We start from the raw sequence: 26,996 nt of genomic DNA on the forward strand, positions 1-26,996 counted from the left end.
CACCAAGTGTACCCGGGCCGCCCACTAGGGTCGGTGAGGGAGCATGCCCAGGGCCCCGCGGCTGTCGTGGCTGTGGGCCGCGTGTACGTGCGCGGTCCAGATGCGTCCATCCGAATCGGTGAGGATCTGTCGTTTACGCCCATTGACACGCTTGCCCCATCCAGGCCCCGGTGCTCGAAAAATGCGGGGTTCCAGTTTCATGCTCTGGATATTCGCACAGACCAGCGACGGTAATGCGTCCCGTCAATCGTGGAGCCGATCCAACGCAATGAATACCGTATTCAGGCACGCCATTGTCCGCCCGTGCGGCAAACATAGAGCAGCACATTGACCACCTGGCGCAAACACAACCGGCGGCGCCGTTGCATGGACAGTAGGCAGGCCACAACTCGCCACTGCGAGTCATTCAGGGCTTGATAGCCGTCAACCATAAGTAGACTGGAGGTTAGGAACTCCGCCTGCAACTTGTTGACTCGTTCTGATTTAGGAATAATCTCAACTCCCAAACACACTCTAAGAACAAGGAGTCAAGCTGGCCAGAAGCGCATTTCCAGCGAAACCCTCGTAAGATTAGCTGTCAGATTTACGGCTCCGCCGTGCAGCAGGTAAGGCGAAAACAGTAGCACTTCATCGGGGTTGGGGTTGGGGCGAATAAGCTGTATGTTTGCCGTACTACCTTTAACCCCCGGTACCCTATAAAGCGCGCCCTTATAGATAGCACCTTGCTGGGTGCGCTCCGTTTGATTCTCAGGCCACCAATGGCTGCCTGGAACTAGGCTAAGAGAAGAGTCGATGGTGCTACCGGCTACTGGCAGGTAAATGTTAATGCAGTCAGCGTAGTTGGGCAGCCACACGTCGCGGTGCAGTGGATTATTATCGGAACGGCCCGGGCGAATGATGCGCAGATGAAACAGGCGGGCCGCGTCGTAGGGGTTGCATGCTGCTACAGGGCTGCCACACAGTTGTGCTACTCGTTCTTCCAGCCATTGTACCGGCACCGGCAGACGGCTAACGGGATATTCTCTGGTGAATTGAATAACAGCCAGATGACGCGCTTGGTCGTCTCCAATCATTTCGTGGTAGCGCTCCACTGCAAAATCAGACGCAACCGGCAAGCCTGTGGCACGCAGCGCTTCGCGCACAAGTTCAGCAAGACCTTCCTTAAGCTGCTTCTGTGCTGATGGCGCCAAGAAAGGAGCCACAGTATATCCACTGGCAGCCCAGGAATTGCCGGCTGTGAGGTCGTAGCTGGTAGCGAGCAGAACCCCATTATCGGCGGGACTGCTCTGGCCCTCCACGTCATGCTCCAAAGGATGCTGGTTGATGGTAACGTTCATGTGTGCTGCACAAATGTCATTTTTCTTCACAAGATAAGTGCCTAGGCGCAATCAGAAGCCCACAGTGGCTGTACAGTAAGGGAGGCCGCAGTTCACAGGAAGAGTACGAAGAGTCATTAGATACGGTACAGGAAACAACAGCGGTCAACCTGTGACGGGCTTTTCTAAACCCGTCACAGGTTGCTACGCGCCATGAGCTAGGGCTGTGGCACCCGCCTGAGGGTCTTGGCAATCCGCTCTACTTGATGCTGATGATGAAGGACGTGGTCGAGCATAAAATCCAGGGTCTGGTAGATAGTGAGCATGCCTGAGCGGGGGTGCTTGAATATAGCTCGGTCGAGAGAGCGGCTGGGGTATTCGTTGAGGGTTTGCTCGAGCCGGCGCCGGACAGCCTGCCAGTCGGCCTGAAGCTGCGGCAGGGAGGGAACGTGCTCTGGAGTTTGCTCTGTCAGGCGGGCTGGGGCCTTGAATCGCGTAAAAGGCAGCCGCAGCATCACGCGTAGCAAAGCCGATTTTAGCATATGACTCAGGCCCGCTTTACTCAGATCTTCGGCATTGTGAAGCTTCTTCTCAATGTACTGCTCGATACCAGTTTCGGCAACTACCAAGTGCTGCACCACCTGAGCGGCCGACCACTGCCCTTGCCCCGGCGACTGGTGCGACTGACTGCCGAGGCTTTCAGCCTGTTGTAGCAGGTGGGTGGTAGCACGCTCAAGCTGTTCGAAGCGCAGGTGCAGACGATGATTCATATGGCAGGGTATACAAGGAGGGAAAGAGGTGTAGCTTTGGGCAAAAGATACGTAAAATCACTGCCGACCGGCTGCCGGTCCTGTCCGCATGCATAGCTTCTCTTCCGCACAGTCTGTTTCACGTGCTCAGGCCGCTGCATCTTCGCTGCCAGCTTTGGCCCGGAAAAATGGCCGGCGCCTGTGGCAGGCGCTGGGGCAGCCACTGCCTGTGGGCTGGCGGATGGCTGCGGCTTTACTGCTATATACGGGCTATTTTCTGTTGGGCGGGGGACTGCAGGGCGAGCGGATGCCTTATGATGCCGGCCATTACTGGGAACTGGCAGTTAACTTCCAGCATCGTCATCAGTATTTTTCTTTATTGCGCTTTCAGGACGCTACCCGCGGCTACCTCTCGGCTCTGATTCATTTCCCGGCTCTGGCTGTGCGCTTTCTTACGCAGTGCTCAATGCCCACGGCCGCTAAAGTCATGGGCATTGGGTGGGCAACCCTGCTGTTTGCCGTACTGATTCCGGCTCTCTGGCATAGCACTACGCAACAGCGCGTCAGCGGCGGGAGGTGGCTGCTGCTGCTGCTGCTGAGTTTCGCGTTCTGGCGCGACCATTTCAGCTTCACGACGGTCGATATGCCAGCCTTGGCCATGCTGCTGCTGGGGCTGTGGGCGCTCAGCCGCCGGCAGCCGGCTTGGTGGTGGGTGGCCGGCCTGAGCTTGGCAGCAGCCTCGAACACCCGTCCCATGTATGTAGCTGCAGTACCAGCCGCGCTGGCATTGGCCATGTGGTGGAGCCACCGGCACGCGGGCAGTAGTTATCGGCGCGGGCTGGCGCTGCTAATGGGCGGGTGCGTGGCGCTGGGGCCGCAGCTGCTCATCAATCAGCGGCATTTCCAAAGCAGCAGTCCGTTTGTGCTGGTGCAGGTGTCAGGGCAAGACCGTGTGCCGGTGTATCTGAAGCAACTCACTTGGGGAACCCGCGCCATGCGCTACGACACCAATCTGCAGCAACGCCTCGTGTATGCCGATCCGGCTGGGCTGGCTGTGCTGCGCCAAGAGCAAATCGTTGGCTATAGCTCTTACGCGCAGTTTTTCGGGATTGTGCTGCGCCATCCGCTGAATTTCAGTACCCGCTACCTATGGCATCTTTTCAACGGGCTTGATGTGCAGCAGCCCGCCCCGTACCTGATACGGGAATACGGGTCAGAGCGTCCGTGGGTGCAGCTGCTCAACTATACGGCGCTGGGCGTGGGCGGGCTGGTGTTGCTGACAGGACTGCGGTGCTTTCTGCAGGATCCTACGGTGTGGGCGCTGCTGCTTTCCTGTGTGGCGGGCATCCCAACAGCCATCGAATGCCGTTATCTTCTGCCACTGCATTTGCTGCTGCTTACACTGGCCGCGTTTGGGTTTTCGCCGGCTGCATGGGCTGACCGGCTGTGTGGCCGGCGGGGGCAGGCGCTGGCCGTGGTGCTGGCTACCGTACTGTGGTTGGGGGGCTGCTTCTGGGTTTCGGCGGCCACTTTCCGCAACTTGCAGCCCGACCACGGCAAGTCTCTGGTTGATGACTAAACTACATCTGCTCTTGAGATTACTTTCCCTCCTGCCCGCACGCTGTAGCCGGGTGCCGTCTTACTGGCGCTTGACGATGCTGGTTTTGGTGGTGTACCTAGCGTATCTGCCGTTCTCGGGGTATACCGCCATCTACTTTGATGCGCTGAACTACTGGTTTATCTCCATCTTCTTCCACAAGGACGGCCACCTGTCGTTGCTCAACTTCCACGACAGTTTCCGCGGCTATCTGCTGCCACTGCTGCTGCTGCCTATGCGCATCGTGCAGTTCTACAGCGGGCTGCCGGCCATCCTGTTTGCGCGCCTGTTTGGGGCGGTGCTGGCAGCGGTGGGCTTTGGCTGGCTGGGGCCGCGCCTCTGGCAAACGGTTGCGCAAACCGGGCCGCTAAGCTGGCCGCGCCGGGCGGCATTTGCGGCGCTGGGCTTTGCGCTCTGGCGCGACTATTTCAACTTCCCGCTCACCGACTTTCCGAGCCTGGGGGCGCTGCTGCTGGGTTTGCTGCTGCTCTACCGGCGCGGCCTGTGGTGGACTTTGCTGGCCGGGGCCTGTCTGGCGGCCGCCTGCAACATCCGGCCTTCCTACCTGATTGCTATTCCGTTTTTCGTGGCGCTGGCGCTGGCGCTGCCGAGCCCGGCGTGGAAGTGGGGGCGGCTGGCGCGCGGGCTGGCACTGGTGGTCGGGGTAGCGCTGGTGCTGGGGCCGCAGCTGCTCATCAACCAGCGCCACTTCCACCAGAACACGCCGATGGTGCTGGCCCAGGACGAAAACCTGGAAACCGACAACCTCTACCGCGAAAAGCTGAAGTGGGGCCTGCTGCACCAGAAGTACGAAACCCGCATTGGTACCGACTACCCCGACCGGGTGATGGTTTTCCGGGACTATGCCGGCGAAGCCCTCGTGCGGCAGGAGCGCATCGGCTGGTTCGATTCCTACGGCAGCTACCTGCAACTGGTTCTGCGCCACCCCGTGCTGTTTGCCCGCATGTACGCGTGGCGGCTGTTCAACGGCCTCGATATCCAGTACCCGACGCCGTACATCAAGCAGGTGTACGTGCCCACCTGGGGGCTGGCATGGCTGAACTACACGGTGTGGTTTGGGGCGGGGCTGGTGGTGTTGCGCGCCCGCCTGCGCTACCTCACGCTGCCGCAGGGACTGGCGCTGGCCGTGCTGCTGGTGCCGTGCGTGCCTATGCTGCCCATGAGCATGGAATGCCGCTTTCTGCTGCCGCTGCACCTGCTGCTGTACGCCGTGCTGTGTTTCGGCTGGCCTCGGGCGTGGCACCCGGCCCGGCTGCCACGCCGGCAGCTGGTGGCCGTAGGCGTGTCGTATGTGGCGTTTGTGGCGCTCTGCTTCTGGGCCTCGGCCACGGCGCAAGCCACGCTGGAACTGGGGCCACGGACGCTGTGGTGAAATCAAAGCCCATAAAAAAGCCCCACAACCAACTTGGTTGCGGGGCTTTTTCGTGGAAGCCGGAGCTTCCTTATTTCTTCACGTACATCACCTCACGCACGGCATTCACGGTGCGGGCCACGTTGGGCAGCGAGGCTTCGATGAGGGTAGGGGCGTAGGGCAGGGGCACGTCCATGCAGGTTACGCGCACTACCGGGGCATCGAGGTAGTCGAAGGCGCGGCGCTGCACGGTGTAGGCCAGCTCCGAGCTGATGCTGGCCAGCGGCCAGGCTTCCTCTACCACCACCATGCGGTTGGTTTTCTTCACCGAGTTCACCAGCGTGTCGTAGTCAATCGGACGTACGGAGCGCAGGTCGATTACTTCGGCTTCGATGCCTTCCTTGGCCAGTTCGTCGGCGGCGGCCAGGGCAATCTTCATCATCTTGCCGAAGCTCACCAGCGTCACCGATTTGCCTTCGCGCACCACGTTGGCCTTACCGATTTCAAGGATGTACTCCTCCTCCGGCACCTCGCCTTTGTCGCCGTACATCTGCTCCGACTCCATGAAAATCACTGGATCTGGGTCGCGGATGGCGGCTTTCAGCAGGCCTTTGGCATCGTAAGGGTTGGAAGGAACCACCACTTTCAGGCCGGGCGTGTTAGCGTACCAGTTCTCGAAGTTCTGCGAGTGCTGGCTGCTGAGCATACCGGCGCTGCCCGTAGGCCCGCGGAACACGATGGGGCAGGAGTATTGCCCGCCCGACATCGAATAGATTTTGGCGGCCGAGTTAATCACCTGGTCGATGGCCACCAGCGAGAAGTTGAATGTCATGAACTCGATGACCGGAATCAGGCCGTTGATGGCCGCGCCCACGCCGATGCCGGCAAAGCCCAGCTCGGCAATCGGGGTGTCAATCACGCGCTCCGGGCCAAACTCGTCCAGCATTCCCTGGCTTACTTTGTAGGCGCCGTTGTATTCGGCTACTTCTTCGCCCATCAGGAACACGCGCGGGTCGCGGCGCATTTCTTCGGACAGGGCTTCACGCAGGGCTTCCCGGAATTGGATGGTCCGCATAATCTGTGGCAGTTCGAAAGTCAGAATGAAAATGCCGGCCTCAGCCGGCGCGTAAAGCTACGACGAGTAGCGCGGTTGGGCAAATAACCACTTGTCATTGCGAACGGAGCGAAGCAATCCTTCCTCTTAATGTGCTGAGTAGCCCTTCGCAGAAGGCCTCCATTGGTAAGTCGCCAACCCATTGCTGGGAGAACTTTGCGATGAGGAAAGTGTGTGCTGCGAGAGGAAGGATTGCTTCGCTCCGCTCGCAATGACAGCCTTTACCGCAGCGTCTCCAGAAACACCTTGCCGCTGGCGTAATCCATGAACTCCAGGTCCTCGACGGCGCGGTTGGCGTATTTGCGGTCCAGCTGCACGGCGCGGCGCAGGTTCTCACCCAGCTTGGCTTCGTCCTTTTGGCGAGCGGCTACTACGGCCAGGCAGTAGTAGGCCAGCGGGTCGTTGGGCTGAAGCGTGAGGGCCTCCTGGTAGATGCCGGCGGCGCCGTCGTAGTTGCCCTTGAGCAGGTAGATCAGGGCGCGGTTCATGGTGTTCTGGTAGCTTTTGGCGCTGTAGCTGAGGCTGCCCAGCGCATCATCCAGCTGCCCGATTTCAATTTCCAGCGCGGCTTTGTCGGCAAATACTTTGTCGAGGACCGGGCGGGCGCCGCCGAGCTTGATGGCGTAGTCGTAGTTCTGCAGGGCCTCCAGCTTGTCGCCGGCGCGGTGGTAGGCGGTGGCCACGCGGTAGAACATGGTGGCCGTGGGGTTGCGGTGCGCCGCCAGCGTGAAATTGACGGCCGCGCGGCGCAGGTAGGCCTTGCGCACCTTGTCGCTGACTTCCTTTTCGGAGCGCTGCAGCAGCACCACGGCCAGGTTGTGGTAGGCTTCCCAGCGGCCCGTGGTAGCGGCCGAGGTTTCGTAGATGCGCTGCTTTTCGGCCAGCAGCGGCGTGAGCGTGGCCGAGTAGCGCAGCTCTTCCGGCGTGAGGGCATCCACTTCCAGCTGTTTGTCGACAATCTTCTTGGACAGCAGGTAGATTTCCGAGTCGTAGCGCTTGGGCGCGGTGTACTGCACGGCCACGGTGCCGAAGCGCATCACCGGGTAGATGTACTGCTCTAGGTAGTCAAAAAACGACAGGCCGTGCAGGCTTTTCTCTTTCTGAGCGTAAGTGCCGGGCGTGTCGTTGATGAGCAGCAGCACCGAATCCACCTGCGCCGGCTTCAGCGCCGACTCCTGCACCTTGTTCAGGAACAGGTCCCAGCGGCGGTGGTAGGCCTCAGTTTCAAAGTCGATGTCGCGCACCCGATTGAGGTAGGAGTCGGTGTCGACGCGGTTTTTGTAGTAGCGCTGTAGGGCCTGCACCCGCTTGTCGGCCAGGCGCAGGTCGTGGGCATCGAGCGAGTCGGGCGAGTGCCCGGCGACAATCATCACCTTCTCGGTGCGCTGGTTGGCCTCAATGAAATCTTCCAGTGCTGCCACGTTGGTACCCAGAAAATTGCGTATTTCCGAGCGACCGGCGTCAAAGAAGAACGGCAGCACGCGGGTGCCGCTCATGTTGTTGTCGGCCAATTCGGGCAGCAGGGCAATGGCCGTATCCTGGCGCACTACCAGGCGGCCGGTGCTGGCCACGCCCCGCGCCAGCCGGGTTTCCTGGCCCTTGAGGCGCTTGCCGTTGGGCTTCAGCTCCCGCACTTCGGCCAGGGCCAAGAGCTGGCCAGGGTTTTTATTGGGTGCGTATGGAAAGGATAGCTGCTTTTTGATGACCAGCTGATCTTTCTTTTCCTCGTCGTAGACATACTCGCCCGACTGGAAGCTGAGGCGGCCCAGCGTGTCTTCGCGCAGGCCGTTGTCGTAGACGTAGCGCAGGTTGAGGCCGTAGGCGGCGCCTTTTTTCAGGTGGCTGGCTGGCACGCGGGCCGTTACCTCAAACAGCACGTTTTCGCCGTTGCTTTCCAGCACCGCCGGCTGCACGCTCACTTGCTGGCCGCTTTGCGCAACCTTCAGCATCCGGGGCAGCGTACAAGCAGGGAGCGTGCCGGCCACAGCCAGCAGCAGAATAGAAAGATTACGGGGCAACGGGCTTCTCATACAGGCAGGTTCGGGGCGGAATTTCCAACAACAAACGCAAAACCGCGGAAGGGAGACGTATCTTCGAAGGAAAATACCCTGCTTCGGCTTGCTTCTACTATCGTATCGTGCTACCTTGTACGGGGTTAGCAGTGTGCATCACTTACCACCATCCGTCATGAAACGACTCACCGACTACATCGAAAAGCAGAGCTTCGGTGTCTGCAACGCCCTGGGCAACCGGTTGGGTTTTTCCACGGGAAGCGTCCGGCTGTCCTTCGTCTACGCGTCGTTCTTCACCTTCGGCTCGCCCATCGTGCTGTACTTCGCGCTGGCCTTCTGGATGAACGTGCGCCGCGCCATGCGCCGGCAGCGCAGTACCGTCTGGGACTTGTAGCACCTATTGTTGCCGTACAGTTGATTTCACGGCCTGCCCTGCAAAGGGCAGGCTTTCTTATTCGCAGATTTTGCAGATTGAAGGAGAAAATCCCCGGAATTCTTGGCCGATAGTTCTCGCAAACAGCCTATTCTGTATGCCTGCTGCTCAATTTAGTAAATCTGCATCCAGCTCCGAAAACTTCCGCTTGCCCTGCCCGAAATAGGCCCACACGAGGCTGCCGCGAAATACGCCGGGGCGCTCGGCCAGCGTAAGCCGCGGCGGAAACTGCTGCCGCTGCTGCTGCCAATAAGCGCGGCGGCGGTAGAAGTCGCGCTGGGCGCGCACGATGGCGCGGGCATCGGGCAGGGCGCCTTGCAGCAGGAAGCGCAGAGCCGCCACCCAGTCGAGTAGCACCCGCACGGCCAGCGTGGTGGTCAGCTCGCGGGCGTGGGTGTTTTTGTAGACCAAGGCCAGGCCGTTGCGGAAGTTGAGGTAGGTTTTGCGTGGGTTGGACTTGTGCAGCGTGCCGCCGCCCACATGAAACACCGTGCTGCCGCCGTGGTACCACACCTCGTGGCCGGCATTCCAGAGGCGCCAGCACAAGTCGATTTCCTCCATGTGGGCAAAGAACGTGGACTCCAGCCCGCCCAGCGCGTGCCAGGCGGAAGCCCGCACCAGCATGCAGGCCCCGGTAGCCCAGGCCACCGGGCGCGGGTCGTCGTACTGGCCGTGGTCGGTTTCGAGGGTGTCGAAGAGGCGGCCGCGGCAGAAGGGGTAGCCGAACCGGTCGAGGTAGCCACCGCCGGCGCCGGCGTATTCCAGCAGTTCCCGTTGGACCGGGTCGGGGCTGTACTGCCGGATTTTGGGCTGGCACGCTGCGGCCTGGGGCCGGCTTTCCAGCAGCGCCCGCTGGGGCGAGAGCCAGCCCGCCGTTACTTCCACGTCGGAATTGAGCAGCACGTAGTACCGGAACCCGAAGGTATCGGTCCGGTCTCGGCCGCGCTCAGCCGGCGGCCGGGTCGGGTTGGTGTCGCCGGTCAACGGGCCCAGCCGGCGCACCTCGTCCAGCGCAGCGTTGTAGCCCCGGCAAAAGCCCAGGTTATCGGCCAGCTGTACCACCTGCACGGCTGGAAACTCCTGCCGCACTACCTCCACCGAATCGTCGGTGGAGGCGTTGTCGGCCACGAAAATGGCGGCTCCCTCAGAGTGCGCCAGCACCGATGGCAGAAACCGGCGCAGGAAATCCCGCCCGTTCCAGTTCAGGATTACTACCGCCACATCGGCGCAGGCAGCTGCCGTTTCCGGAGCGCTACTAGAGGCCAAAGCCGCCGAGGTCGAGGCCGGGAATGTTGGGAATCAGGCCGCTGGTTTTGCGCTTCAGCTCTTCCTTGGCCTTGTCACCGGCTTCGTCGAGGGCTTTGTTCACGGCGGCCACTACCAGGTCGGCCAGCATTTCGCGGTCGGAGAGCAGCGAGTCGTCGATTTCGAGCTTAATCACGCGGCGCTGGCCGTTGGCCGTGGCGCGCACCAGACCGCCGCCGGCTTCGCCGGTGGCCGTCACAAACTGCATTTCCTGCTGGGCCTGCTGCATTTTCTCCTGCAGCTCTTTCATTTTGCCCATCATGCCCATCATATCAAACATAGGTTCTGCGTCGTTATTTCCGGCGGGCCGGAAGTAGGTTAGGGAAAAGGCCGGGGCCGGCCTGGCTGCGTCGACGGCCGGTTGGGGGCAGTGCCTGTCAGGCAGCTGTACAAGCCAAGGGCGGCGGAAATCGGGCGCAATTTACAGTACGCATACGCCCGAAAAGCAAGAATAGGCGGGGCAGCCTGCAAGATCCTGCGGTTGCGGCCGCCGCGCCTCCCGCAATGCAACTGGAAAGCAGTTATGCAACAGGTGCTTATGCGCGGCGATGCTGTTAGTGCGGCAGCCGTTCGCGCAGCGCGCTGTATGTCCAGGTGCCGGCCAGCGCCGCCAGAATCATGACGGCGGCGGCGCCGGCCCCGCTGCCGAGCTGGGCAAACAGCGGGCCGGGGCAGGCGCCGGTGATGGCCCAGCCCAGCCCGAACAGGATGCCCCCGATCCAGACGCCGTGGTTGTACTGCTTGTCGGCCAGGTGAATTTCTTCGCCGGTGAGGGTTTTAAGGTGGTAGCGCTTGATGAGCTGAATAGATACTAGCCCCACAAAAAGGGCCGAGCCGATGACGCCGTACATGTGAAAGGCCTGAAACCGGAACATTTCCTGAATCCGGAACCAGCTGATTACTTCGCTTTTGGTAAGGATGATGCCGAACAGTACGCCCAGCACCAGGTATTTGAGGTTTTTCATTTTTTGGGTATTGGGGTCTTAGGGTCAGGGACTTGCATATACCCGTCTTTAGGGCGTGGCAAATGCCGTCAGAACAGCAGCGGGTAAATCACCCAGGTCATCAGGAGGCCGCCGGCGAAGAAGCCTACTACCGCCACCAGTGATACCCACTGCAGGTTGGAAAGTCCCGAAATGGCGTGGCCCGAAGTGCAGCCGCCGGCGTAGCGCGTGCCAAATCCCACCAGAAAGCCCCCCAGCACCATAAATACCCAGCCTTTCCAGGTGGCCAGGTTTTCCAGGGCAAAAAGCTCCCGGGGCAGCAAACCCGAAAAGTCGGTCAGGTGCAGCTGGGTACGGAGGTCGTGCACGGTTTCCGGCGAAATGGCCACCGTGGCCGGGTGGCCCAGCACCTGGTAGCCTAGGAAGCCGCCCAGCCCAATGCCGAGCACGAACCACAGGTTCCAGACTTCCTTGCGCCAGTTGTAAGTCAGAAACGGAATGCCGGCCGGCACGCAAGCAGCGCACACGTGGCGCAGCGAGCTGCTGATGCCCAGCGCTTTGTTGCCGATGAGCAGCAGCGCCGGTACCGTAAGCCCGATCAGGGGACCAGCCACGTACCACGGCCAGGATTGTTGCAGAAAGTCAGTCATCAAAAAAAACGAGCAAGGAAAAAAACAGAAAACGCAGCCTAGTGTGCCGCCGCAGCCCCCTGGAACGACCGGACCGCCTCGCCCAGATCATACACTGGCGTGCCGGGCAGAGCAGGCGCCACGATGCTGCTGCCCGCGGCTGAGCGGTAGCCGCCCGCGCAGTGCACCACCACCGGCTTGCCGGCCGGAATTTCGTGGGCCCGCTCGCGCAGCTCGGGCAGCGGAATGCTCAGCGCCCCCGCAAACAGCGGCTCGGTGCTGGCCTCTGCCGCGCTGCGGATATCCACGATGGTGTAGGCGCCCGGCTGCTGCCGAAACTGCTCGACATCTAGCAAGGGCAGGGTGGCTGTGGCGTCGGGCGTGCCGACAATAGCCCCCGCAATCAGGGGCTCGTAGCCGATTTTGGCGGCTTTTTCGATCAGGTTTTCGCGCTGCGCTTCGTCGGCGGCCACCAGGTAGAAGCGCTCCGCCGGGCCCACGATAGAGCCCAGCCAGTTTTCAAACTTGCCGCCCTGCTGAATGTTGAGCGCGCTGGCTGCGTGGCCCTGCTTGAACTCGGCCTCGGGGCGCGCATCCACCACTAGTACGCCGCTTTCCAGGGGCGCGCCGGTGGGCAGGCGCGGCACCTGCCGCACCCCCGCCGCGTAAGTGGGGGCCCCGGCTTTGTTGAGGGCAACGTCGTAGCCGAAGTATTTCGGGATGAAGGGCTGATCGGACAGCAGCTCGCGCACAAAGTCGGCTTCGCTCATGGGCTGCAGGGCGTAGTTGCCGGCTTTTTCGGCCCCGATGGTGCTGCTGCCGGCGCCGCCCAGGGCCTTGCCACACAGGCTGCCGGCGCCGTGCGCCGGGTATACCAGCACTTCGGGAGCCAGTGGCAGCAGCTTTTCGCGGGTGCTGTGGTACATCTGGCGAGCCAGCTCCTCGCGCTTGGCAGTCAGGTTGCCGGCCTTTTCCCGCAGATCGGGCCGCCCCACATCCCCCACAAACAGCGTGTCGCCGGTGAAAACGGCCACGTCCTGGCCTTCGCGGCTGAGCACGATGCTGATGGAGTCGGGCGAGTGCCCCGGCGTATTCAGCGCCCGAAACGTGAGCTTACCCATCGTGAATTCCTGGCCCTCATCGAAAGCCTCGTGGGCGTAATCAGCCCCCAGCAGCCTGCTTACCCGGATGGTGGCGCCCGTGGTCTGGGCAATTTCCAGGTGGCTGCTCACGAAGTCAGCGTGCGGATGGGTTTCGATGATGCTCACGATGCTGGCGGCGTGCGCGGCGGCAAAATCGTAGTAGGGCTGCGGGTTGCGGGCGGGGTCGATGAGCACGATTTCGCGGGCGCACTCGCTCAGGATGGCGTAGGAAAAGTGGGCCAGGCCCTTGTCTTCAAACTGTTCGATTTTCATGGGGCAAGCAGTAAAGGGGGGAGAAACGTTGCAGCTGCAACGCCCCGTAGGGCGTGTAGCTGGCAGAGCCGGAACTGCCGCGGCAGGTGTCAGTGGATCAGAAAACCAGCTCGCGCAGCAGAATAAAGGTGCCCATGGCCAACGTGAACCAGCCAAAAGCCGGCTTCAGGCGGGCGCCGGGGATGAAACGCGCCAGGTAGGTGCCCAGCACAATGCCGGCCAGCGCAAAAGCCAGAAAGCCGATCAGGAAAGGCCAGTCGATGAGCGTGCCGGCGCTCAGGTCGCCGGTGAAGCCAATCAGCGAGTTGAGGGCAATAATGGCCAGCGAAGTGCCTACGGCCAGCTTCATGGGCAGGCGCGCACCCAGCACCAGGGCCGGAATAATCAGGAAGCCCCCGCCCGCCCCCACAAACCCCGTAAGCAGCCCCACCAGCAGCCCGATGCCCAGAATGAGCGGATAGTTTAGCCGCTGGGGCCGCGGTGGCTCCAGCTCCGGAGTGCCGGCGGCCGGCTGGCTCCGGATCATGGACGCGGCGGCCACCACCATCAGCACCGCAAAGGCCACTAGCACCAGCAGATCCTTGGTAAGCACTAGCCCGCCGCCCAGTGGCAGCAGCTCATGCGGGATGGCCGGCATCAGTACCTTGCGGGTTAAGAACACGGCCGCCACCGAAGGCCCCAGAAACAGCAGGGCCGTGGGCACCGATACCAGGCCCTTGCGGAAATACCCGGCGGCGCCCACCACCGCGGTGCTGCCCACCACAAAAAGCGAGTAGGCCGTGCTCAGCACCGGGCTCACGCCCAGCAGATACACCAGCACCGGCACCGTCAGGATAGAGCCGCCGCCCCCCATGATGCCCAGTGAAAGCCCGATGAATACCGCCGCGAAGTAGCCCAAGAAATGCAGCATGAGGAAAAGGGAATCGTATGAAAATATGAATAAATGTTCATGTGTTTCGGCAAAAAAAAGCCCGACCTCTCATAGGAAGGTACAGGCGGCCAGGCACTGAATAACGTCCACCACTTCCCGCATTTTGAGGCTGTAGAAGACGTTTTTGCCTTCGCGTGAGCTGCTAAGGATGCCTTTGAGCTTCATGCCTGACAGATGGTGCGACGCCAGACTCTGCTCGATAGAAAGCCGCTCACAAATATCGTTCACCGACAGGCTGTCGTGTTGGGCCAGCAGTTGCACGATGGCAATGCGGGTGGGGTGCGCCGTCGTCTTTAGGATAAAGGCCACCTTTTCCATCTTCTCGACGGACATGTTCAGGTCGGCGGCAATATCAGCGGAGGAAGTAGGAGCCATAGGGTGCTGCAAATGTATGATCATTCGTTCATAAGTACAAGCTTCGCCTGTATCTGGTTCCCGTAGGATAGGATCTGGCTGCTGGCTGGGACCGGCTGGTGTGTGTGGCGCGTGAGCCGGACAGCTACAAGATGAGGGATTTAGTGGTAGCAGGCATCTATTCTTCTTTGATATTTAGTGAAAACAGTGGCGGCCCACGTTGCCCCAGAGAAGCCAGTGAAGGCGTTTCCGGGGCAGCGTGGGCCGCCACTGTTAGCAGGATTTTAGCAGACTACATCAGGTAGAAGGTATCGGACGTAAGCGGCGCCGGCACGTTGGGCTCCTCCAGCAGCTGCTTCAGGTTAATTTCGACGTTGCGGGAAATGGCCGTAACGGGCGTGTCGGTGGGGGCATTGTTGAAGGGGTCCTGCAGGTAGCGGGCCGTGCGCTCAATCAGGAAGAACGTGGTGGCAATGAGCAGTAGCACCGGCACCTCCCAGAAGCCCATCGACTCCACCAGGCTCAGCGACAAAGTGCCCAGGAACAGGTAGATCAGGAAGTGAACCAGCAGCCGGTAGTTTGCCGGGAATACCGTGCTCTTGATGCGCTCGGCCTGGCCCATCGTCTCGCACAGGCGCACCAGCGTGGAATCAAGCTGCACCTGCTGAAAAGTGTTAACGGCCTGCTTCAGATGCAGCTCCCGGATCTGGGTGCTGTGTAGGGCCAGCAAAGCCAGCGGGCGGTTTTTCTGGGCCTGGGCGTAGGCCAGGTCGGGTTCAGACAGAAACTTCGCCAGGGAAGGCATCGGGTCCTGGCCGCGCAACGACTCGCCCAGGCTGTAGCACCAGGCAATCTGGCGGTAAGCAACGGCGGTCAGGTGCTCGGACGCTTCGCGTGCCGAAAGGGCCTCAGGCTGCAGAAAGCTGCGCACCTGCAGTACCAGCGTCCGGGAGTCGTTCACGACGGCGCCCCAGATCTTGCGGCCTTCCCACCACCGGTCGTACGACTGGCTGACGTTGAAGGCCAGCAGCAGGGAGATGGAGCTGCCCAGAATGGTGGCCAGCTGCAACGGAATCAGCGGCAGGTAGTGGCCAAAGAAGTATTTCAGCAGCTGGAAGATGATGGAGATGAGCATCACCCGCAGAATGTCGGGCAGGATGCGCTTGAAAATGTAGTAAACAGGAAGCTTGACGTCGAGCAGCATAGGCGGAAAAACAGATACAACAGGATGTTGCCTACGCAAAAACTGCCTGTTGAGCTACATTTTCTGCCGCGCATTGTAGAGGAAGGCCCGGCTGCTTCGCCTACCTGAAAGCCAGGGGCCGAACCCGGCCACCACCGCACAACCGGCGTGTACGGTGGCGTGGGGCTTATTTTACTATCGTGACGGTGCCGTGCTGCACTACGGTTTTGCCGGCGGCATCTACGGCTTCAAACCGCCAGACGTAGGCCCCCAGCACCGGCTGCTGGCCCCGGATGCGGCCGTCCCAGGCCTGGGTGCGGTCGGTGCCGCGGAAAACTTCTTGGCCGTTGCGGTCGACCACCGTGAAGGTATAGGAGCGCAGAAAACGGCCTTTCACTTCCAGCACATCGTTGAGGCCGTCGCCGTTGGGGGTGAAGGCCGTCGGCACGTAGGCTTCGAGGGGGCGCACCGCGCTGGCAATGTTGGAGTAGCTGGCGGTAGGCAGGCCCGCGCCCGTTACCTCCAGGCGGTAGCGCACGGCCTGCAGGTCGGTGGGGGGCAGCTGGTCGAGGTAGGTGCCGCGGGAGCTCACGGCGTAGCTGTTGCGCACCGTGTTGTCGGGGTTGAGCACCAGCAGGCGGTAGCGCACCGAATCGGTGGCGGCGGCGGGGGCGCCCCGCAGCCCCGACCACCGCAGCCGCACCGCCGAGTTGCGGGTGCCGGCCAGCTCGGCCGCCAGCACCGCCGGGCAGAAGGCCGCACTAGCCGCCGAGCGGTTGGCGCAGTCGTCCTCGAACCGCACCTGGTAGCACGGCGCCGAATCGGGGCTGTAGCTGGCCAGCGAATCGCGGAGCGTGCGGGCCGCCGTGGTGCCCAGCACAGTGTTGTTGCGCAGGTAGGTGAGCTGGCCGGTGCTGGGGAAGCGGGCCACACTAGCCGTTAGCACCACCCGGTTACGCTCATCGAAGGTCGCCAGCAGCCGGGGCGTGGCCGGCGCCTGCGTGGCCGTGGCCACCACCGATACAGCCTCCGAAACCGATGAAACCCCGCCCGCATAGCGCGCCGTGAGGCGGTAGGTGTAGCGGATGCCGCAGGCCACGGCCGTATCGGAGTAGGCGCGGGCGGCGGGCGGCGGGGCGGGCAGGGGCGTGCCGTTGCGTGTCAGCTCGTAGGTGGCAGGGTTGGGGCCGAGCTGCCAGGCCAGCTCGTTGCGGCGCTCAGCCGGCTGGACCGTCAGCGTGAGCGTGCTCACCGGCTCGGAAACAGCCTGGGCCTGCTGGCAGATGTCGGTGCGGCGCAGGCGGTAGTAGCCGGGCCGGCCGGCCGGCACCGTGAAGCCGCTCAGACCGTTGGCCACCGCCCCAGGCACCGCCTGGAAGGTGGCTGGCGTAGCGAAATCGGCCTGCTCGACCGTGTAGGAATAGCCGGCTACCAGCGGCGCGGTTTCCAGCACTACTGAACTGTTCTGCACGCTCAGGCGCTGAATAATCAGCGGCCCCGGCGCGGCCAGCTGCGGCAGCGGCTGCGTGGCCGAGCGGGTGCACAGGTCGCTGTCGGAGTAGACGCCGGCCACCGTGACGGACGTGGCGCCGGGCGGCACCGGAAACGTGCGCACCTGCCCGGGCTGGGCCGCAAACGTGCTGCTGCCAATCTGGACGGTGTAGCTGTTATAAGGAGCCCCGGGCAGCGTCACCTGCACAAAGCCCGGCGAGCAGGCCGCCACCGTGAAGGCCGGCATGGGATTGTCGTAGACCTCGAATACCCGGAAATAGATAGTGGAAACCCCGCCACTCGACTGCGCCTGGCCGTTTTCGGTGACCGTGACGGGGCCGGCGGCCGTGGGCGTGTAAACGAAAGGCGACGGGCGCAGGCCGGGGCCGCAGGGGTTGGGGTAGGCGTTGGTGCCGGGCAGAACCTGGTAGAAATACACCAGCGGCGGCCGTCCCGAGCACAAGTCGAAGCGGACGGAGCGGCCCACGCACAGCTTTTCTACAACGCGGTTGGTTTGCACATCCACCGCCACGAAGGTGCAGGCGGGCGGATTCGGCGAGGAGGTGCAGGCCTGGGCCAGGGCAGGTGCGGCAGGGGCCAGCAGCATCCCCAGCAACAACCAGATGTAGAGAAACTTCACGGAACGCATAAAATAGCAGCAGATGAAACGGAGCAAACCCCGGCCGGACGGTAACGCCAAGATACCCACAATCGGCATACGCCGCCGCCGTCGGCCTTCATGTCTAGGACCGGTGGCTGTGGCACAGCGCGCCGCCGCCTACTGCCACTGGTAGCTGCGCACGAAGTCGGCGGCGGCGTGCAGGTCGGAGTAGAGCACCCGGTCGTGGCTCACGAAAGACACTTTCTCGCGGAACGCGGCCACCACCTGCTCCAGCGCCTCCGAGGTGCGGGCGGGCCGCCGGAATTCCAAGGCCTGGGTGGCGTTCAACAGCTCGATGCCCAGCAGCTGCTCCACGTTCTGCACCACGCGCAGGGCCTTGGTGGCGGCGTTGGCGCCCATGCTCACGTGGTCTTCCTGGCCGTTGCTGCTCACTACACTGTCCACCGAGGCCGGGGTGCAGAGCTGCTTGTTCTGGCTCACGATGCCGGCGGCAGTGTACTGCGGAATCATCAGGCCCGAGTTCAGGCCGGGCTCGGCCACCAGAAACGGCGGCAGGCTGCGCTGCCCGCCAATAAGCTGGGTGGTGCGCTGCTGCGAAATGCTACCGATTTCGGCGGTGGCAATGGCCAGCATGTCCAGGGCCAGGGCCAGCGGCTGGCCGTGGAAATTGCCGCCGCTCAGGATGGCGTCGTCGGCCGGGAAGATGTTGGGGTTGTCGGTGACGGCGTTGCACTCGGTTTCCACGGTTTGCTGCACGTAGGCCACGGCGTCGCGGGAGGCGCCGTGCACCTGGGGCATGCACCGGAACGAGTAGGGGTCCTGCACGGCAGTTTTGGGCTGGCTTTGCAGCTCGGAGCCGGCCAGCAGCGCCCGCACGCGGCCCGCCACCGCCACCTGCCCGGCGTGGGGCCGCAGCTGGTGCAGGCGCGCATCAAACGGCTCCGGCAGCCCATCAAACGCCTCCAGCGAAAGCGCCCCGATGATGTCGGCGGCGGCCAGCAGGCGCTGCACCCGCAGCAGCCCGTGCACGGCGTAGGCCAGCATAAACTGGGTGCCGTTGAGCAGCGCCAGGCCTTCCTTGGCTTCCAGCGTGAGCGGCGCCCAGCTGAATAGGCTCATGGCGTCGGCCGCGGCCAGGCGGTAGCCTTCGTAGTTGACTTCGCCCAGCCCCAGCAGCGGCAGACACAGATGTGCCAGCGGGGCCAGGTCGCCGCTGGCTCCCAACGAGCCCTGCTGATACACCACCGGCAGCATGCCGCGGTTGTAGAAATCGAGCAGGCGTTGGGCGGTGGCTACCTGCACCCCGCTGTGGCCGTAGCTCAGGCTCTGCACTTTCAGCAGCAGCATCAGGCGCACCAACTCGGCCGGCACCTCCTCGCCCGTACCGCAGGCGTGCGACATCATCAGGTTCTGCTGTAGCTGCTGGCGCTGTCCGGCCACAATGGTTTGGTTGCAGAGTGCCCCGAAGCCGGTATTGATGCCGTACACCGGTGCGTCGGAGTGTTCCAGCCGGTCGTGCAGGTACTGGTGGCAGATGGCAATGCGCTGGCGAGCGTCGTCGCCTAAAACCACGCGGGCTTTGGTGCGCAGCAGCTGGTCGAGGGTGGCGAGGTCGAGGTGGGTGGCGGGCGAAAGAACGTAGTCGTCGGGCATGATGGGCGGCGAAAAGCAGCGGGTGGGCTGGGGTGGAAAGTAAAAGTGAGGTTTTCCCGCGCAACAAAAAAGCCCGCCATGCCGGGCGGGGCATGACGGGCTCTGGTTTGGACGATGCTCCGGCCGCCCCGGCTACTGCGCCAGCTCGACCAGCACGTCGGCCAGCGAAACGGTGCGCTCCTCGCCGCTGGCCAGGGTTTTGAGCTTGAACAGGCCGGCGGCGCGCTCCTCAGGACCCTGGATGAGCACGTAGGGAATGCCCTTGGCATCAGCAAACTTGAACTGCTTGCCCAGCTTGCCGGCCTCCGGAAACAACTCACTGGCCACGCCGGCCTCGCGCAACTGGCGCAGCACCGGCAGCATAGCCAGCTCGCCTTCGGCGTCGAAGTTGGTGAGCAGGCAGCGGGTAGTGGTAGCCACGGCTTCCGGGAACAGCTTTAGCTCCTCCAAGCAGTCGTAGAGGCGGTCGACGCCGAACGAGAAGCCCACGCCCGACACGCCTGGCAGCCCGAAGGCCCCGGTGAGGTTGTCGTAGCGGCCGCCGCCGCTCACGCTGCCCATGTTCACGTTGTTGATCTTGATTTCGAAGATGCAGCCCGTGTAGTAGCTCAGGCCGCGGGCCAGCGTCACGTCGAACGCCAGGTTATCCCACTTCTCGAAGCCGAAGCCGCGCAGGTAGTCCAGCACGCGCTTCAGGTCCTGCAGGCCTTTGTAGCCGTCGGCGGTGGCGTTATCGGGGGCCACGCCGGCCGTCACGAAGCCGGCCAGCAGGCGCTCCAGTTTCTCCTCGAAGCTGCCTTCCACGCCCAGCAAATCAAACAGCCGCTCAATAGCCGCCGCCGAGAAGCCACGCTCCGCCAGCTCCTTTTCCACGCCTTCGCGCCCGATCTTGTCGAGCTTGTCGATGGCCACGAACAGGTCGGTTTCGGTGCCCTCGCCGCCCAGTGCCTGGTAGAAAGCGCCCAGCACGCGGCGGTGGTTGATTTTGATGGTGTGGTCGGTGAGGCCCAGCGTGGTCAGCACCTCGCTCATCATCAGCACGATTTCGGCTTCGCAGAGCAGCGAGTCGGTGCCCACCACGTCGGCGTCGCACTGATAAAACTCGCGGTAGCGGCCGCGCTGGGGCCGGTCGGCGCGCCACACGGGCTGGATCTGGTAGCGCTTGAACGGGAACGTGAGCGTGCCGCGGTTCATCACCACGTAGCGCGCGAAAGGCACCGTGAGGTCGTAGCGCAGGCCTTTTTCGGCCACTTTGGGCAGCAGACGCTTGCTGCGGTTGTCGGCCCCAAGGTCGTCGGGCGTCACGTCCTTGGCGAAGTCGCCGGAGTTCAGGACTTTAAACAGCAACTGGTCGCCTTCGTCGCCGTACTTGCCGGTCAGCACCGACAGATTCTCCAGGGTCGGGGTTTCGAGCGGGGCGTAGCCGAACTTCTCGAACACGCGGCGAATAACGCCGAAAATATAGTTGCGGCGGGCCACCACGGCCGGGCCAAAGTCGCGGGTGCCGCGCGGGATGCTGGGTTTTTGAACGCTCATCAGGAACTGTGCGGATTGATGGCGCGAAGGTAAGCAAACGCGCGGCCGCTTAGCGCGCCCGCCGCGCCTGCACCAGCACCGGCGCCGCCAGCGGCGACTTCAGCGGCACCCGCAGCCCGGCCCGGCGCAGGGTGCGCACGGTCCAGTCGTTGCAGGTGCGCAGGGCGTGGTAGCGGCCGGTGGCCCGGAAGAAAAAGTCGGTAGGCGTGTAGCCGGCAGCGTTGCGCAGCTGGTAGTGCTGCAGGCTATCGGCCTGAAACGAGGCGGCCACCTGAGCGGCCAGCGCCTGGTATTGTGCCACCGAAATGCGCAGCGGCACCACGTGGGAGCCGGCCACCGGGGCCTGGCGCAGAAACCGCACGTGCATGAGCGTGGGTTCCGGCACCACGGCCCGCAGCACTACGCCGGGGCCCGGCAGCTGGTGGCCGTAAGAAGCCAAATAGAATCCTTCGCTGCCCCAGCCGAACGCGGCGTAGGGGTAGCTGCCGAACCGGGCCCGCAGCGTGGAATCGGGCAGGTGGGGCAGCCAGCTGATGCCGGTGCGCGGCTCCTGCAGCGGCAGCACCACGTCGGTGTGGGTGCCGTTGGATACCACGAACACGGGCACGCCGTCGGGCGTCTGCCGGAACCGGCGGTTGACGGGCAGCAGGGCGCCGGTCATCAGCAACAGGATAAAAGCGGTAAAGGCGGCCGACATAGCCCGCAAGTTCGGCGGTGGCCCGGGATTTACCGCGTCTTCCTGCATGCACCGACCATGAGTCCTGGTCAGCGCCGCATCATACCAATGGCACCACTGCTCCGTAAGCCGTGGTGCCACGTGTCAAAAGGTACTATAGCTATAGCTAATTACCGTGGTTCATCGTCTCCGTGGAGCTAGTATAGCTGTTTTTTGATGGCTAGGAGCCCAAGCGCTGCGCCGGCACGTTGGTTGGCTGGGTACTGCTGCGCTGGGCCACGGCCTGGCGGGTACCCACTACAACCGGCTGCCCCGGCAACGACTGCAGCGTGAGCGTGCCCAGCTGCTGGCGGTTGTGCAGGGGGCGGAACGCTACCGTAGGCTGCAGGGGCTGGTAGCCAAGCGCCGTCGATTGCACGATGTAGCGGCCCAGTGGCAGGTAGTGGAACTTGAAGTTGCCGTTGGCGTCGGTGGTGCCGGCGGCGGCCAGCTGGTGGTTGTCGGCGCGCAGCACTACCACGCTGGTGTACGGAATGGGCTCCTGGGTGTCGCCGTCGCGGAGACTGCCGCTGACGGTGCCGTGGCCCAGCACCTGGGCCGAAAGCTGCAGTACAGCCAGCGAAGAAATGAAGCCAAGAAGGGTGCGATTCAAAAAGGACGTTTTCATGATGCTCAGAAAGATTGGAATGAGAAGGCAAGGCGCTGCCCGTCAGTCGGCCCCAACGGGCCGGCGAAAACCGGGAGCAAGTGAGAAAAGCAGGTGGAACACCCGGCGCGCTATGGGCGCAGGCCAGGACCAGACCCCGCCACCCAAATTGGCGGGACAACAGCGGCAGGAAACGAAAACGGGGTCCGGCCGGGAGTAGGTGTTAGTTGTATGCGAAGCAGCTGATCTTCTGGTTGATAGATGGTAAGTGTTTGGGGAAGGATGCCTGAACGGGGAAGGAAATTTTCAGGCATTTGCCAGAGCAGCGCGCCGACCCAAATCAACGGGGAAGTGAAGGCTAGCCGCCGAAGCCGCCGCCACCGCCTTTGGGCGCGCCATCGATGCGGCCGGCTTTGGCTTTGGAGGCGCCTACGTACCAGGTGAAGCCCAGCCAGCCCACCCGCGTTTCGGGCTTGGTGTAGAGGCTGGCTGTGAGGTCGGGCGAATCGACAATGGAGCGGCGCACCTGTGTGTTCAGCACATCGGACACGCGCAGGGTGAGGGCGGCGCGGTTCTGCCACAGACGCTGGCGCAGGGCCACATCAATGCCCCCGTAGGCCAGGCGGCGGCCCTGGGCCGTGAGGATGGCCGAGTTGTACTGGCCGGTTAGCTGCACATCCAGGGTAGGCGTGGGCGTGAAGTTCTGGTTCAGGCGCACGTTGCCGGCCAACGCGCGGCGGTCCACGGTGTTTTCGGCGTTGGTCTGGAACTGGGTGCGGTACAGCGAGCCGCTGGCCTGCACGCGCCACCAGGCCGTGAGGGGCTGGGCCCAGGTCATCTCCAGGCCCACGTTGGCGGTGGTGCCGGCGTTGCGGTAGGTTTCCACCAGCACCAGTCCGGCGGCAGGGTTGAGGTTGGTAGCCAGCGTATCCACGTTGCGCAGGCGCTGGATGGCGTTGCTGGTGAAGCGGCCGAACAGGGTGGTGGTAATTTCGGCCCCGCCGGGCAGGCTCAGCTGGTGGCCTACTTCCAGGTTCTGGCTGAACTCAGCGCGCAGTGCGGGGTTGCCGAGGCGGTAGAAGCGCGGATCCTGGTACAGCGGCACGGCCAACTGCTGCATGAAATCGGGGCGGTTGAGGCGGCGGGCGTAGCTGAAGGAAAGCTGCTGCGGCTGCGCGCCGCCCTTGGTAGAATCGGCCCGGCCCATGCCCCGGCTGATGCTGGCGGTGGGGAACAGGCCCAGGTAATCGAGCTGAAACTTGCCCTGGCCGCCGTTTACGGCCCCGTTGGTGTTGGTGTACTCGGTGCGCAAACCGGCCTGGGCGTTCCAGCCGTTCCAGCCGCGCTGGAAGTTGGCGTAGGCGGCCGGCACGGTTTCGCGGAAGTCGTAGGCCAGGGAGCGGGCCGGGTCGCGGACGTACTGGCCGGGGGCGTCGGGCTGGAGGGCAAACAGGTCGGCAATGCCGTTGCTGCGCTGCTGCTGCACTTTCAGGCCGGTTTCCAGCTTGCCCTTGTTGCCGGCCAGCGGGTGGGTGTAGTCGATCTGGGCGAAATAGATGCGGGCCTGCACATCCATCTGCTGCCGCCAGCCGCTGAGGGCGCCGGCTTCCAGCGTCTGGGTCACGGGCACCTTGGCGTCTATCAGCACCGCGCCGCCCACGGCCGTCAGCTCGCGGCCTTTGTGGGCTTCCCAGGTGCGGCGGTAGCTGCCCACGTTTTCCAGTATGCGCACATCCACGTTTAGCTCCTGCTGGCCCAGTTGGGTAGTGGTGGGCTGGCCGGCCCGCTCGGTGCTGAGGCGCTGGAAGCCCAGGTCCTGCTCGTGCTGCCAGGTGGGCGCAACGCTCAAACTCAGGCTTTGCTCAGGCGTCAGCTCGTAATCCAAGCCGAGGCGCAGGGAGTGGGAGTCGTTCCGCTCCCGGCCGGTGCCGTCTTGGCGGGTGGTCACGTCGCCGGAGGTCTGGCGGTTGTTGGTGCGGTTGCGGTAGTGCTCATCCTGGCGGTCGTAGCTCGCGCTCAGGTTGCTCTTGCCTTGGTGCCGGTTCAGGCTGAGGCTGGCGTTATACTTGTCGCCGGTGCCGCCCAGCAGGCTGGCCTGGCCGTTTACGCCGTTTTTGGTCTGCTTTTTCAGAATCACGTTCAGCACGGCCGTACCCTGGGCGTCGTACTTGGCCGAGGGGTTGGTAATCACCTCGATACGCGAAATGCGGGAAGCCGGAATCTGGTCGAGGCGCAGGCCGGGGCCGCCGTTGCTACCGCCCGAGGGCTTGCCGTCGATAAGAATCGTCAGGTTGGCCGAGCCGCGCAGGCTCACTGCGCCGTTGGCATCCACGGCCACCGAGGGCACGTTGCGCAGCACGTCGGTAGCCATGCCGCCCACGCTGGCCAGGTCTTTTTCCACGTTGATAACGCGCTTGCCGGGCTCATTTTCAATGGTGGCCCGCTCGCCGGTTACCGTCACGCCCTTGAGCTGGGTGGCGGTCGGAACCAGTTTCAGAGTTCCCAGCCGGACGCTGGGCGCCGTACTGCTCAGCGCCACTTTCCGGCGAAATCCCTGGTAGCCAATGGCCGAAGCCTTCAGCAGATAAGAGCCCAGCCCCAGCGAAGCCAGCTCGAAGGTGCCGTTTTCGCCGGTTTGGGTGCCGCTCACAAACGTGGAATCCTGGGCCCGGAGTACCACCACGTTGGCGAAAGGCAGCGGCTGCCCGCTGGTTTGGTCGAGGAGGGTGCCGGAAACCGCGCCGGTTGGCTGTTGGGCTGCTGCGGTCAGCGGAGCGAGCATAGCGAGGAACCCCAGGCCTTTGAGGGCCTGGCTGAAAGACGTAGAGGAAGTCATGGGGAGTGGTGAGTTGAAAAACAAACCAGGCAAAGGGGTGCCGTTCCAGGCGGCCGCGGTTCCGCTGGGAGGCTGTTTGCCCGTGACAAAGGCACGAAAAAGAGGGGCCACGCTCAGGACATACCTGAGGTGCCAGAGAAGCCAAAACACGCGGACAGCAGCCGGAAACGAGGTTTTCGAGCGAACTGCCTACTGCCGGCCCGATTGGCGCGGAGGTGTCTGGCGGTGGCCGCGGGTGGGCTCCGGTTCAGGAGCAGCACAGGCAGCTGAGAGATTTGCTACTTAATGATCCAAAGGTAAGTAAAGGTACTATGTGACGCAAGGTACTGGTGAAATTAATTTTGTGTTACGCGGTTATCAGGTTGTAGAATAGGGGGCTTAAGAGTGTCCGATGTTTGCTGGAAGGCAGCAAAAAACCTTCTTTAAAGCATGCTAAACAGGTTCCTTCGGCGTTCGGGTAGATAGATGCGCCTCGGCGCCAAAGGGTAGCCTGAGGTGGCAACTTTATTTGTCGACTCTCCTGGCTTTCCCTATTTCCTCGCTGGCTGTCGTCCAAACTGCGCGTATCAGCCCTGGTGCAGCCACGGCTGCCCACGGCCGCCATCTTCGTTGATATTTCAGACGCTACCCAAAAAAGCACGCGGCGCCGGCCGGAGCAGCGCCACCCATCGGGAAGCGTCTCCGGCCAGCGCCGCGTATCGTTTTGGGGGTGCTGGTGAGGCTATTTCTTTTTCACCGGGCCTCTGGTGGCGGGGGCTTTCGGTGCCGGGGCGGCTGTGCCTTCGGGCACTAGCTGGCCGTTGCGGTAGGTGACCTTTTCCTGCACGGTCTTGCCATCTGGGCCGAAGGTGGTCCAGACGCCCGACTGCTTGCCGTTGCGGTAGAAGCCACTTATTTCCGGGGTGCCGTCTTCGCGCAGCTGGCGGAAGGTGCCCGTCTTGAGGCCCTTCACGTAGATGGTTTCCGCCTTCAGCTTGCCCGACTCATAAAACTCCTGGCCGAGGCCGGTGGGCTTGCCGTTCTCATAAACCAGCTTGCTAAGGACGGTGCCGGTGGGCGAGTAGCTCAGCTTCTCGCCGGCCAGGCGCCCATTCACATACGTTTCCTGGGTGGCGGGCTGCTTGCCGCCAGGGTGGAAGGTGCGCCACTGCCCGGCCGGCTGCCCGGCCTTGAACTGCTGCTCGGCCTTCACGGTGCCGTCCTCGAAATAGGCCGTCACTTTACGGTCGCGCCCCTGGTTGGCGTGCTCGATCTTCTGCTCCGGCTTCCCCGACTCATAAAAATCCTCCTGCGTGCCCGTCAGTACGCCCTGGCGGTAGGTCATCTTGCTTTTGAGGGCGCCGCTTTCGTAGTAGGCTTTGGCGGGGCCTTCGAGGTTAGAAGTACCGCCGGCCAGGCTGCGGGCCTGCTTGGTGAGGTCGTCGCCGAGTGGGTTTTTCACGGCGCGGCCCGCGAAGGTGCTGGCCACGTAGCTGCCCTCGGTCTGGAGCTTGCCGGAGCGGTAGTAGCTGCGGTAGCTGCCCTTGCCCGACTTGTCGGCCAGCACTTCGGTTTCGGTCTGGCCGTTGTCGTAGTAGGTTTTGTAGGGGCCGGCCAGCAGGCCGCGGCTGTAGGTGGCTTCACTCTGCAGCTGGCCGTTGGGGTAGTAGGTTTTCACCGGGCCGTTGGCCTGCCCGTTCTGGTAGGTGATTTCCACCTTGGGCTTGCCCGACGGATATAGCTCACGCACAGCCCCGGCGGGCTGGCCGGCGGCCAGCGTGGTTTCCAGCTTCACCTCGCCGTTGGGGTGGTAGTAGCGCAGCGTGCCGGTGGGCTGGTCGTTGTCGTAGGTGCCTTCCTGGGCGGGTTTGCCGGTTTCGTAGTAGGTTTTGAACGGGCCTTGGCGCACGCCCTGCTGATACGTCACCTCCAGGCGGCGCTGCCCGTTCGGATGAAACTCCACGTAGCTGGAGTCGCGCTTGCCGCCGGCATAGCGGGTCTGGGCTTCCAGCTTGCCGGAGCGGTAAAACCGTTTGTAGGGCCCTTCCATCACCGTGTCGCCGGCCACCACGGCCGAGTAGATTTCGCGCTTGCGGGTGTTAGTGGAATCAAAGTAGGTGGTGAAGCGCCGCATCTTCTGGGCCTGGGCCGAGGTAGCGGCCGTGAGCAGGAGCAGGGCAAAAGCAGTTCTTTTCATAGCGGC

The 26,996-nt window shown here is 63.0% G+C and carries 22 protein-coding genes; 3 read left to right on the plus strand and 19 right to left on the minus strand.

Features of this window, described 5'->3' with window-relative positions:
* Positions 1-527: 527 nt before the first annotated feature.
* Complete coding sequence (locus O9Z63_RS05410; RefSeq protein ID WP_270128309.1) at positions 528-1,337, minus strand: phytanoyl-CoA dioxygenase family protein; 810 nt, start codon at positions 1,335-1,337, stop codon at positions 528-530.
* 197 nt (positions 1,338-1,534) lie between these two features.
* Positions 1,535-2,086 (minus strand): DinB family protein, encoded by a 552-nt coding sequence (locus O9Z63_RS05415; protein WP_270128310.1) that lies wholly within the window; start codon positions 2,084-2,086, stop codon positions 1,535-1,537.
* A gap of 220 nt (positions 2,087-2,306) precedes the next feature.
* Here O9Z63_RS05415 and O9Z63_RS05420 point away from each other — a divergent pair, with 220 nt between their 5' ends.
* Both O9Z63_RS05420 and O9Z63_RS05425 read left to right on the plus strand, forming a co-directional pair.
* Positions 2,307-3,644: a hypothetical protein gene (locus tag O9Z63_RS05420; protein WP_270128311.1), complete on the plus strand. Its 1,338-nt coding sequence runs from the start codon at positions 2,307-2,309 to the stop codon at positions 3,642-3,644.
* 70 nt (positions 3,645-3,714) lie between these two features.
* On the plus strand, positions 3,715-5,055 hold the full coding sequence (locus tag O9Z63_RS05425) for a hypothetical protein (protein ID WP_270128312.1): 1,341 nt from the start codon (positions 3,715-3,717) through the stop codon (positions 5,053-5,055).
* Between the two features lie 70 nt (positions 5,056-5,125).
* Here O9Z63_RS05425 and O9Z63_RS05430 read toward each other — a convergent pair whose 3' ends face one another.
* The gene (locus O9Z63_RS05430; protein ID WP_270128313.1) at positions 5,126-6,109 is read right to left on the minus strand and encodes a pyruvate dehydrogenase complex E1 component subunit beta; all 984 of its coding nucleotides are present in this window, start codon (positions 6,107-6,109) and stop codon (positions 5,126-5,128) included.
* Between the two features lie 260 nt (positions 6,110-6,369).
* Positions 6,370-8,166 carry a tetratricopeptide repeat protein gene (locus tag O9Z63_RS05435; RefSeq protein WP_270128314.1) on the minus strand — a complete coding sequence of 599 codons (1,797 nt, stop codon included), beginning with the start codon at positions 8,164-8,166 and terminating at the stop codon, positions 6,370-6,372.
* A 169-nt stretch (positions 8,167-8,335) separates the two neighbouring features.
* Here O9Z63_RS05435 and O9Z63_RS05440 point away from each other — a divergent pair, with 169 nt between their 5' ends.
* Complete coding sequence (locus tag O9Z63_RS05440) at positions 8,336-8,554, plus strand: PspC domain-containing protein (protein ID WP_044017951.1); 219 nt, start codon at positions 8,336-8,338, stop codon at positions 8,552-8,554.
* A gap of 147 nt (positions 8,555-8,701) precedes the next feature.
* Here O9Z63_RS05440 and O9Z63_RS05445 read toward each other — a convergent pair whose 3' ends face one another.
* From O9Z63_RS05445 to O9Z63_RS05515, 15 genes are all read right to left on the minus strand, one after another.
* A complete protein-coding gene (locus O9Z63_RS05445) occupies positions 8,702-9,814 on the minus strand; it encodes a glycosyltransferase family 2 protein (protein ID WP_270128315.1) in 1,113 nt (370 codons plus the stop codon).
* Positions 9,815-9,848: 34 nt separating this feature from the next.
* Positions 9,849-10,178, minus strand: a complete 330-nt coding sequence (locus O9Z63_RS05450; RefSeq protein ID WP_044017950.1) for a YbaB/EbfC family nucleoid-associated protein — start codon at positions 10,176-10,178, stop codon at positions 9,849-9,851.
* Between the two features lie 274 nt (positions 10,179-10,452).
* On the minus strand, positions 10,453-10,863 hold the full coding sequence (locus O9Z63_RS05455; RefSeq protein WP_270128316.1) for a DUF6691 family protein: 411 nt from the start codon (positions 10,861-10,863) through the stop codon (positions 10,453-10,455).
* A gap of 68 nt (positions 10,864-10,931) precedes the next feature.
* A complete protein-coding gene (locus tag O9Z63_RS05460; RefSeq protein ID WP_270128317.1) occupies positions 10,932-11,492 on the minus strand; it encodes a YeeE/YedE family protein in 561 nt (186 codons plus the stop codon).
* A gap of 38 nt (positions 11,493-11,530) precedes the next feature.
* Positions 11,531-12,886: an MBL fold metallo-hydrolase gene (locus O9Z63_RS05465; RefSeq protein ID WP_270128318.1), complete on the minus strand. Its 1,356-nt coding sequence runs from the start codon at positions 12,884-12,886 to the stop codon at positions 11,531-11,533.
* A 97-nt stretch (positions 12,887-12,983) separates the two neighbouring features.
* Entirely contained in the window at positions 12,984-13,796 is an 813-nt protein-coding gene (locus O9Z63_RS05470; protein ID WP_270128319.1) for a sulfite exporter TauE/SafE family protein, read from the minus strand.
* Positions 13,797-13,865: 69 nt separating this feature from the next.
* Positions 13,866-14,192: an ArsR/SmtB family transcription factor gene (locus O9Z63_RS05475; RefSeq protein WP_270128320.1), complete on the minus strand. Its 327-nt coding sequence runs from the start codon at positions 14,190-14,192 to the stop codon at positions 13,866-13,868.
* 271 nt (positions 14,193-14,463) lie between these two features.
* Positions 14,464-15,375 carry a bestrophin family protein gene (locus O9Z63_RS05480; protein ID WP_270128321.1) on the minus strand — a complete coding sequence of 304 codons (912 nt, stop codon included), beginning with the start codon at positions 15,373-15,375 and terminating at the stop codon, positions 14,464-14,466.
* A gap of 166 nt (positions 15,376-15,541) precedes the next feature.
* Complete coding sequence (locus O9Z63_RS05485) at positions 15,542-17,485, minus strand: T9SS type B sorting domain-containing protein (RefSeq protein ID WP_270128322.1); 1,944 nt, start codon at positions 17,483-17,485, stop codon at positions 15,542-15,544.
* 138 nt (positions 17,486-17,623) lie between these two features.
* Positions 17,624-19,120, minus strand: a complete 1,497-nt coding sequence (gene hutH / locus O9Z63_RS05490; RefSeq protein WP_270128323.1) for a histidine ammonia-lyase — start codon at positions 19,118-19,120, stop codon at positions 17,624-17,626.
* A gap of 132 nt (positions 19,121-19,252) precedes the next feature.
* Complete coding sequence (hisS, locus tag O9Z63_RS05495; RefSeq protein WP_270128324.1) at positions 19,253-20,656, minus strand: histidine--tRNA ligase; 1,404 nt, start codon at positions 20,654-20,656, stop codon at positions 19,253-19,255.
* Between the two features lie 49 nt (positions 20,657-20,705).
* Positions 20,706-21,353, minus strand: a complete 648-nt coding sequence (locus O9Z63_RS05500; RefSeq protein ID WP_270128325.1) for a TIGR02117 family protein — start codon at positions 21,351-21,353, stop codon at positions 20,706-20,708.
* Positions 21,354-21,552: 199 nt separating this feature from the next.
* On the minus strand, positions 21,553-21,999 hold the full coding sequence (locus tag O9Z63_RS05505) for a carboxypeptidase regulatory-like domain-containing protein (protein ID WP_270128326.1): 447 nt from the start codon (positions 21,997-21,999) through the stop codon (positions 21,553-21,555).
* 337 nt (positions 22,000-22,336) lie between these two features.
* Positions 22,337-24,814, minus strand: a complete 2,478-nt coding sequence (locus O9Z63_RS05510; protein WP_270128327.1) for an outer membrane beta-barrel protein — start codon at positions 24,812-24,814, stop codon at positions 22,337-22,339.
* A 721-nt stretch (positions 24,815-25,535) separates the two neighbouring features.
* Positions 25,536-26,990 (minus strand): toxin-antitoxin system YwqK family antitoxin, encoded by a 1,455-nt coding sequence (locus O9Z63_RS05515; RefSeq protein WP_270128328.1) that lies wholly within the window; start codon positions 26,988-26,990, stop codon positions 25,536-25,538.
* Positions 26,991-26,996: the final 6 nt, after the last annotated feature.

The sequence above is a fragment of the Hymenobacter yonginensis genome, from assembly GCF_027625995.1.
Taxonomy (GTDB): domain Bacteria; phylum Bacteroidota; class Bacteroidia; order Cytophagales; family Hymenobacteraceae; genus Hymenobacter; species Hymenobacter yonginensis.

What these genes read in the sequence shown, in the direction of transcription:
- O9Z63_RS05410 (WP_270128309.1), bottom strand. Translation starts at nt 1,337, where the DNA reads ATGAACGTTACCATCAACCAGCATCCTTTGGAGCATGACGTGGAGGGC.
- O9Z63_RS05415 (WP_270128310.1), bottom strand. Translation starts at nt 2,086, where the DNA reads ATGAATCATCGTCTGCACCTGCGCTTCGAACAGCTTGAGCGTGCTACC.
- O9Z63_RS05420 (WP_270128311.1), top strand. Translation starts at nt 2,307, where the DNA reads ATGGCTGCGGCTTTACTGCTATATACGGGCTATTTTCTGTTGGGCGGG.
- O9Z63_RS05430 (WP_270128313.1), bottom strand. Translation starts at nt 6,109, where the DNA reads ATGCGGACCATCCAATTCCGGGAAGCCCTGCGTGAAGCCCTGTCCGAA.
- O9Z63_RS05440 (WP_044017951.1), top strand. Translation starts at nt 8,336, where the DNA reads ATGAAACGACTCACCGACTACATCGAAAAGCAGAGCTTCGGTGTCTGC.
- O9Z63_RS05450 (WP_044017950.1), bottom strand. Translation starts at nt 10,178, where the DNA reads ATGTTTGATATGATGGGCATGATGGGCAAAATGAAAGAGCTGCAGGAG.
- O9Z63_RS05455 (WP_270128316.1), bottom strand. Translation starts at nt 10,863, where the DNA reads ATGAAAAACCTCAAATACCTGGTGCTGGGCGTACTGTTCGGCATCATC.
- O9Z63_RS05460 (WP_270128317.1), bottom strand. Translation starts at nt 11,492, where the DNA reads ATGACTGACTTTCTGCAACAATCCTGGCCGTGGTACGTGGCTGGTCCC.
- O9Z63_RS05465 (WP_270128318.1), bottom strand. Translation starts at nt 12,886, where the DNA reads ATGAAAATCGAACAGTTTGAAGACAAGGGCCTGGCCCACTTTTCCTAC.
- O9Z63_RS05470 (WP_270128319.1), bottom strand. Translation starts at nt 13,796, where the DNA reads ATGCTGCATTTCTTGGGCTACTTCGCGGCGGTATTCATCGGGCTTTCA.
- O9Z63_RS05475 (WP_270128320.1), bottom strand. Translation starts at nt 14,192, where the DNA reads ATGGCTCCTACTTCCTCCGCTGATATTGCCGCCGACCTGAACATGTCC.
- O9Z63_RS05480 (WP_270128321.1), bottom strand. Translation starts at nt 15,375, where the DNA reads ATGCTGCTCGACGTCAAGCTTCCTGTTTACTACATTTTCAAGCGCATC.
- hutH (WP_270128323.1), bottom strand. Translation starts at nt 19,120, where the DNA reads ATGCCCGACGACTACGTTCTTTCGCCCGCCACCCACCTCGACCTCGCC.
- hisS (WP_270128324.1), bottom strand. Translation starts at nt 20,656, where the DNA reads ATGAGCGTTCAAAAACCCAGCATCCCGCGCGGCACCCGCGACTTTGGC.
- O9Z63_RS05500 (WP_270128325.1), bottom strand. Translation starts at nt 21,353, where the DNA reads ATGTCGGCCGCCTTTACCGCTTTTATCCTGTTGCTGATGACCGGCGCC.
- O9Z63_RS05505 (WP_270128326.1), bottom strand. Translation starts at nt 21,999, where the DNA reads ATGAAAACGTCCTTTTTGAATCGCACCCTTCTTGGCTTCATTTCTTCG.
- O9Z63_RS05510 (WP_270128327.1), bottom strand. Translation starts at nt 24,814, where the DNA reads ATGACTTCCTCTACGTCTTTCAGCCAGGCCCTCAAAGGCCTGGGGTTC.
- O9Z63_RS05515 (WP_270128328.1), bottom strand. Translation starts at nt 26,990, where the DNA reads ATGAAAAGAACTGCTTTTGCCCTGCTCCTGCTCACGGCCGCTACCTCG.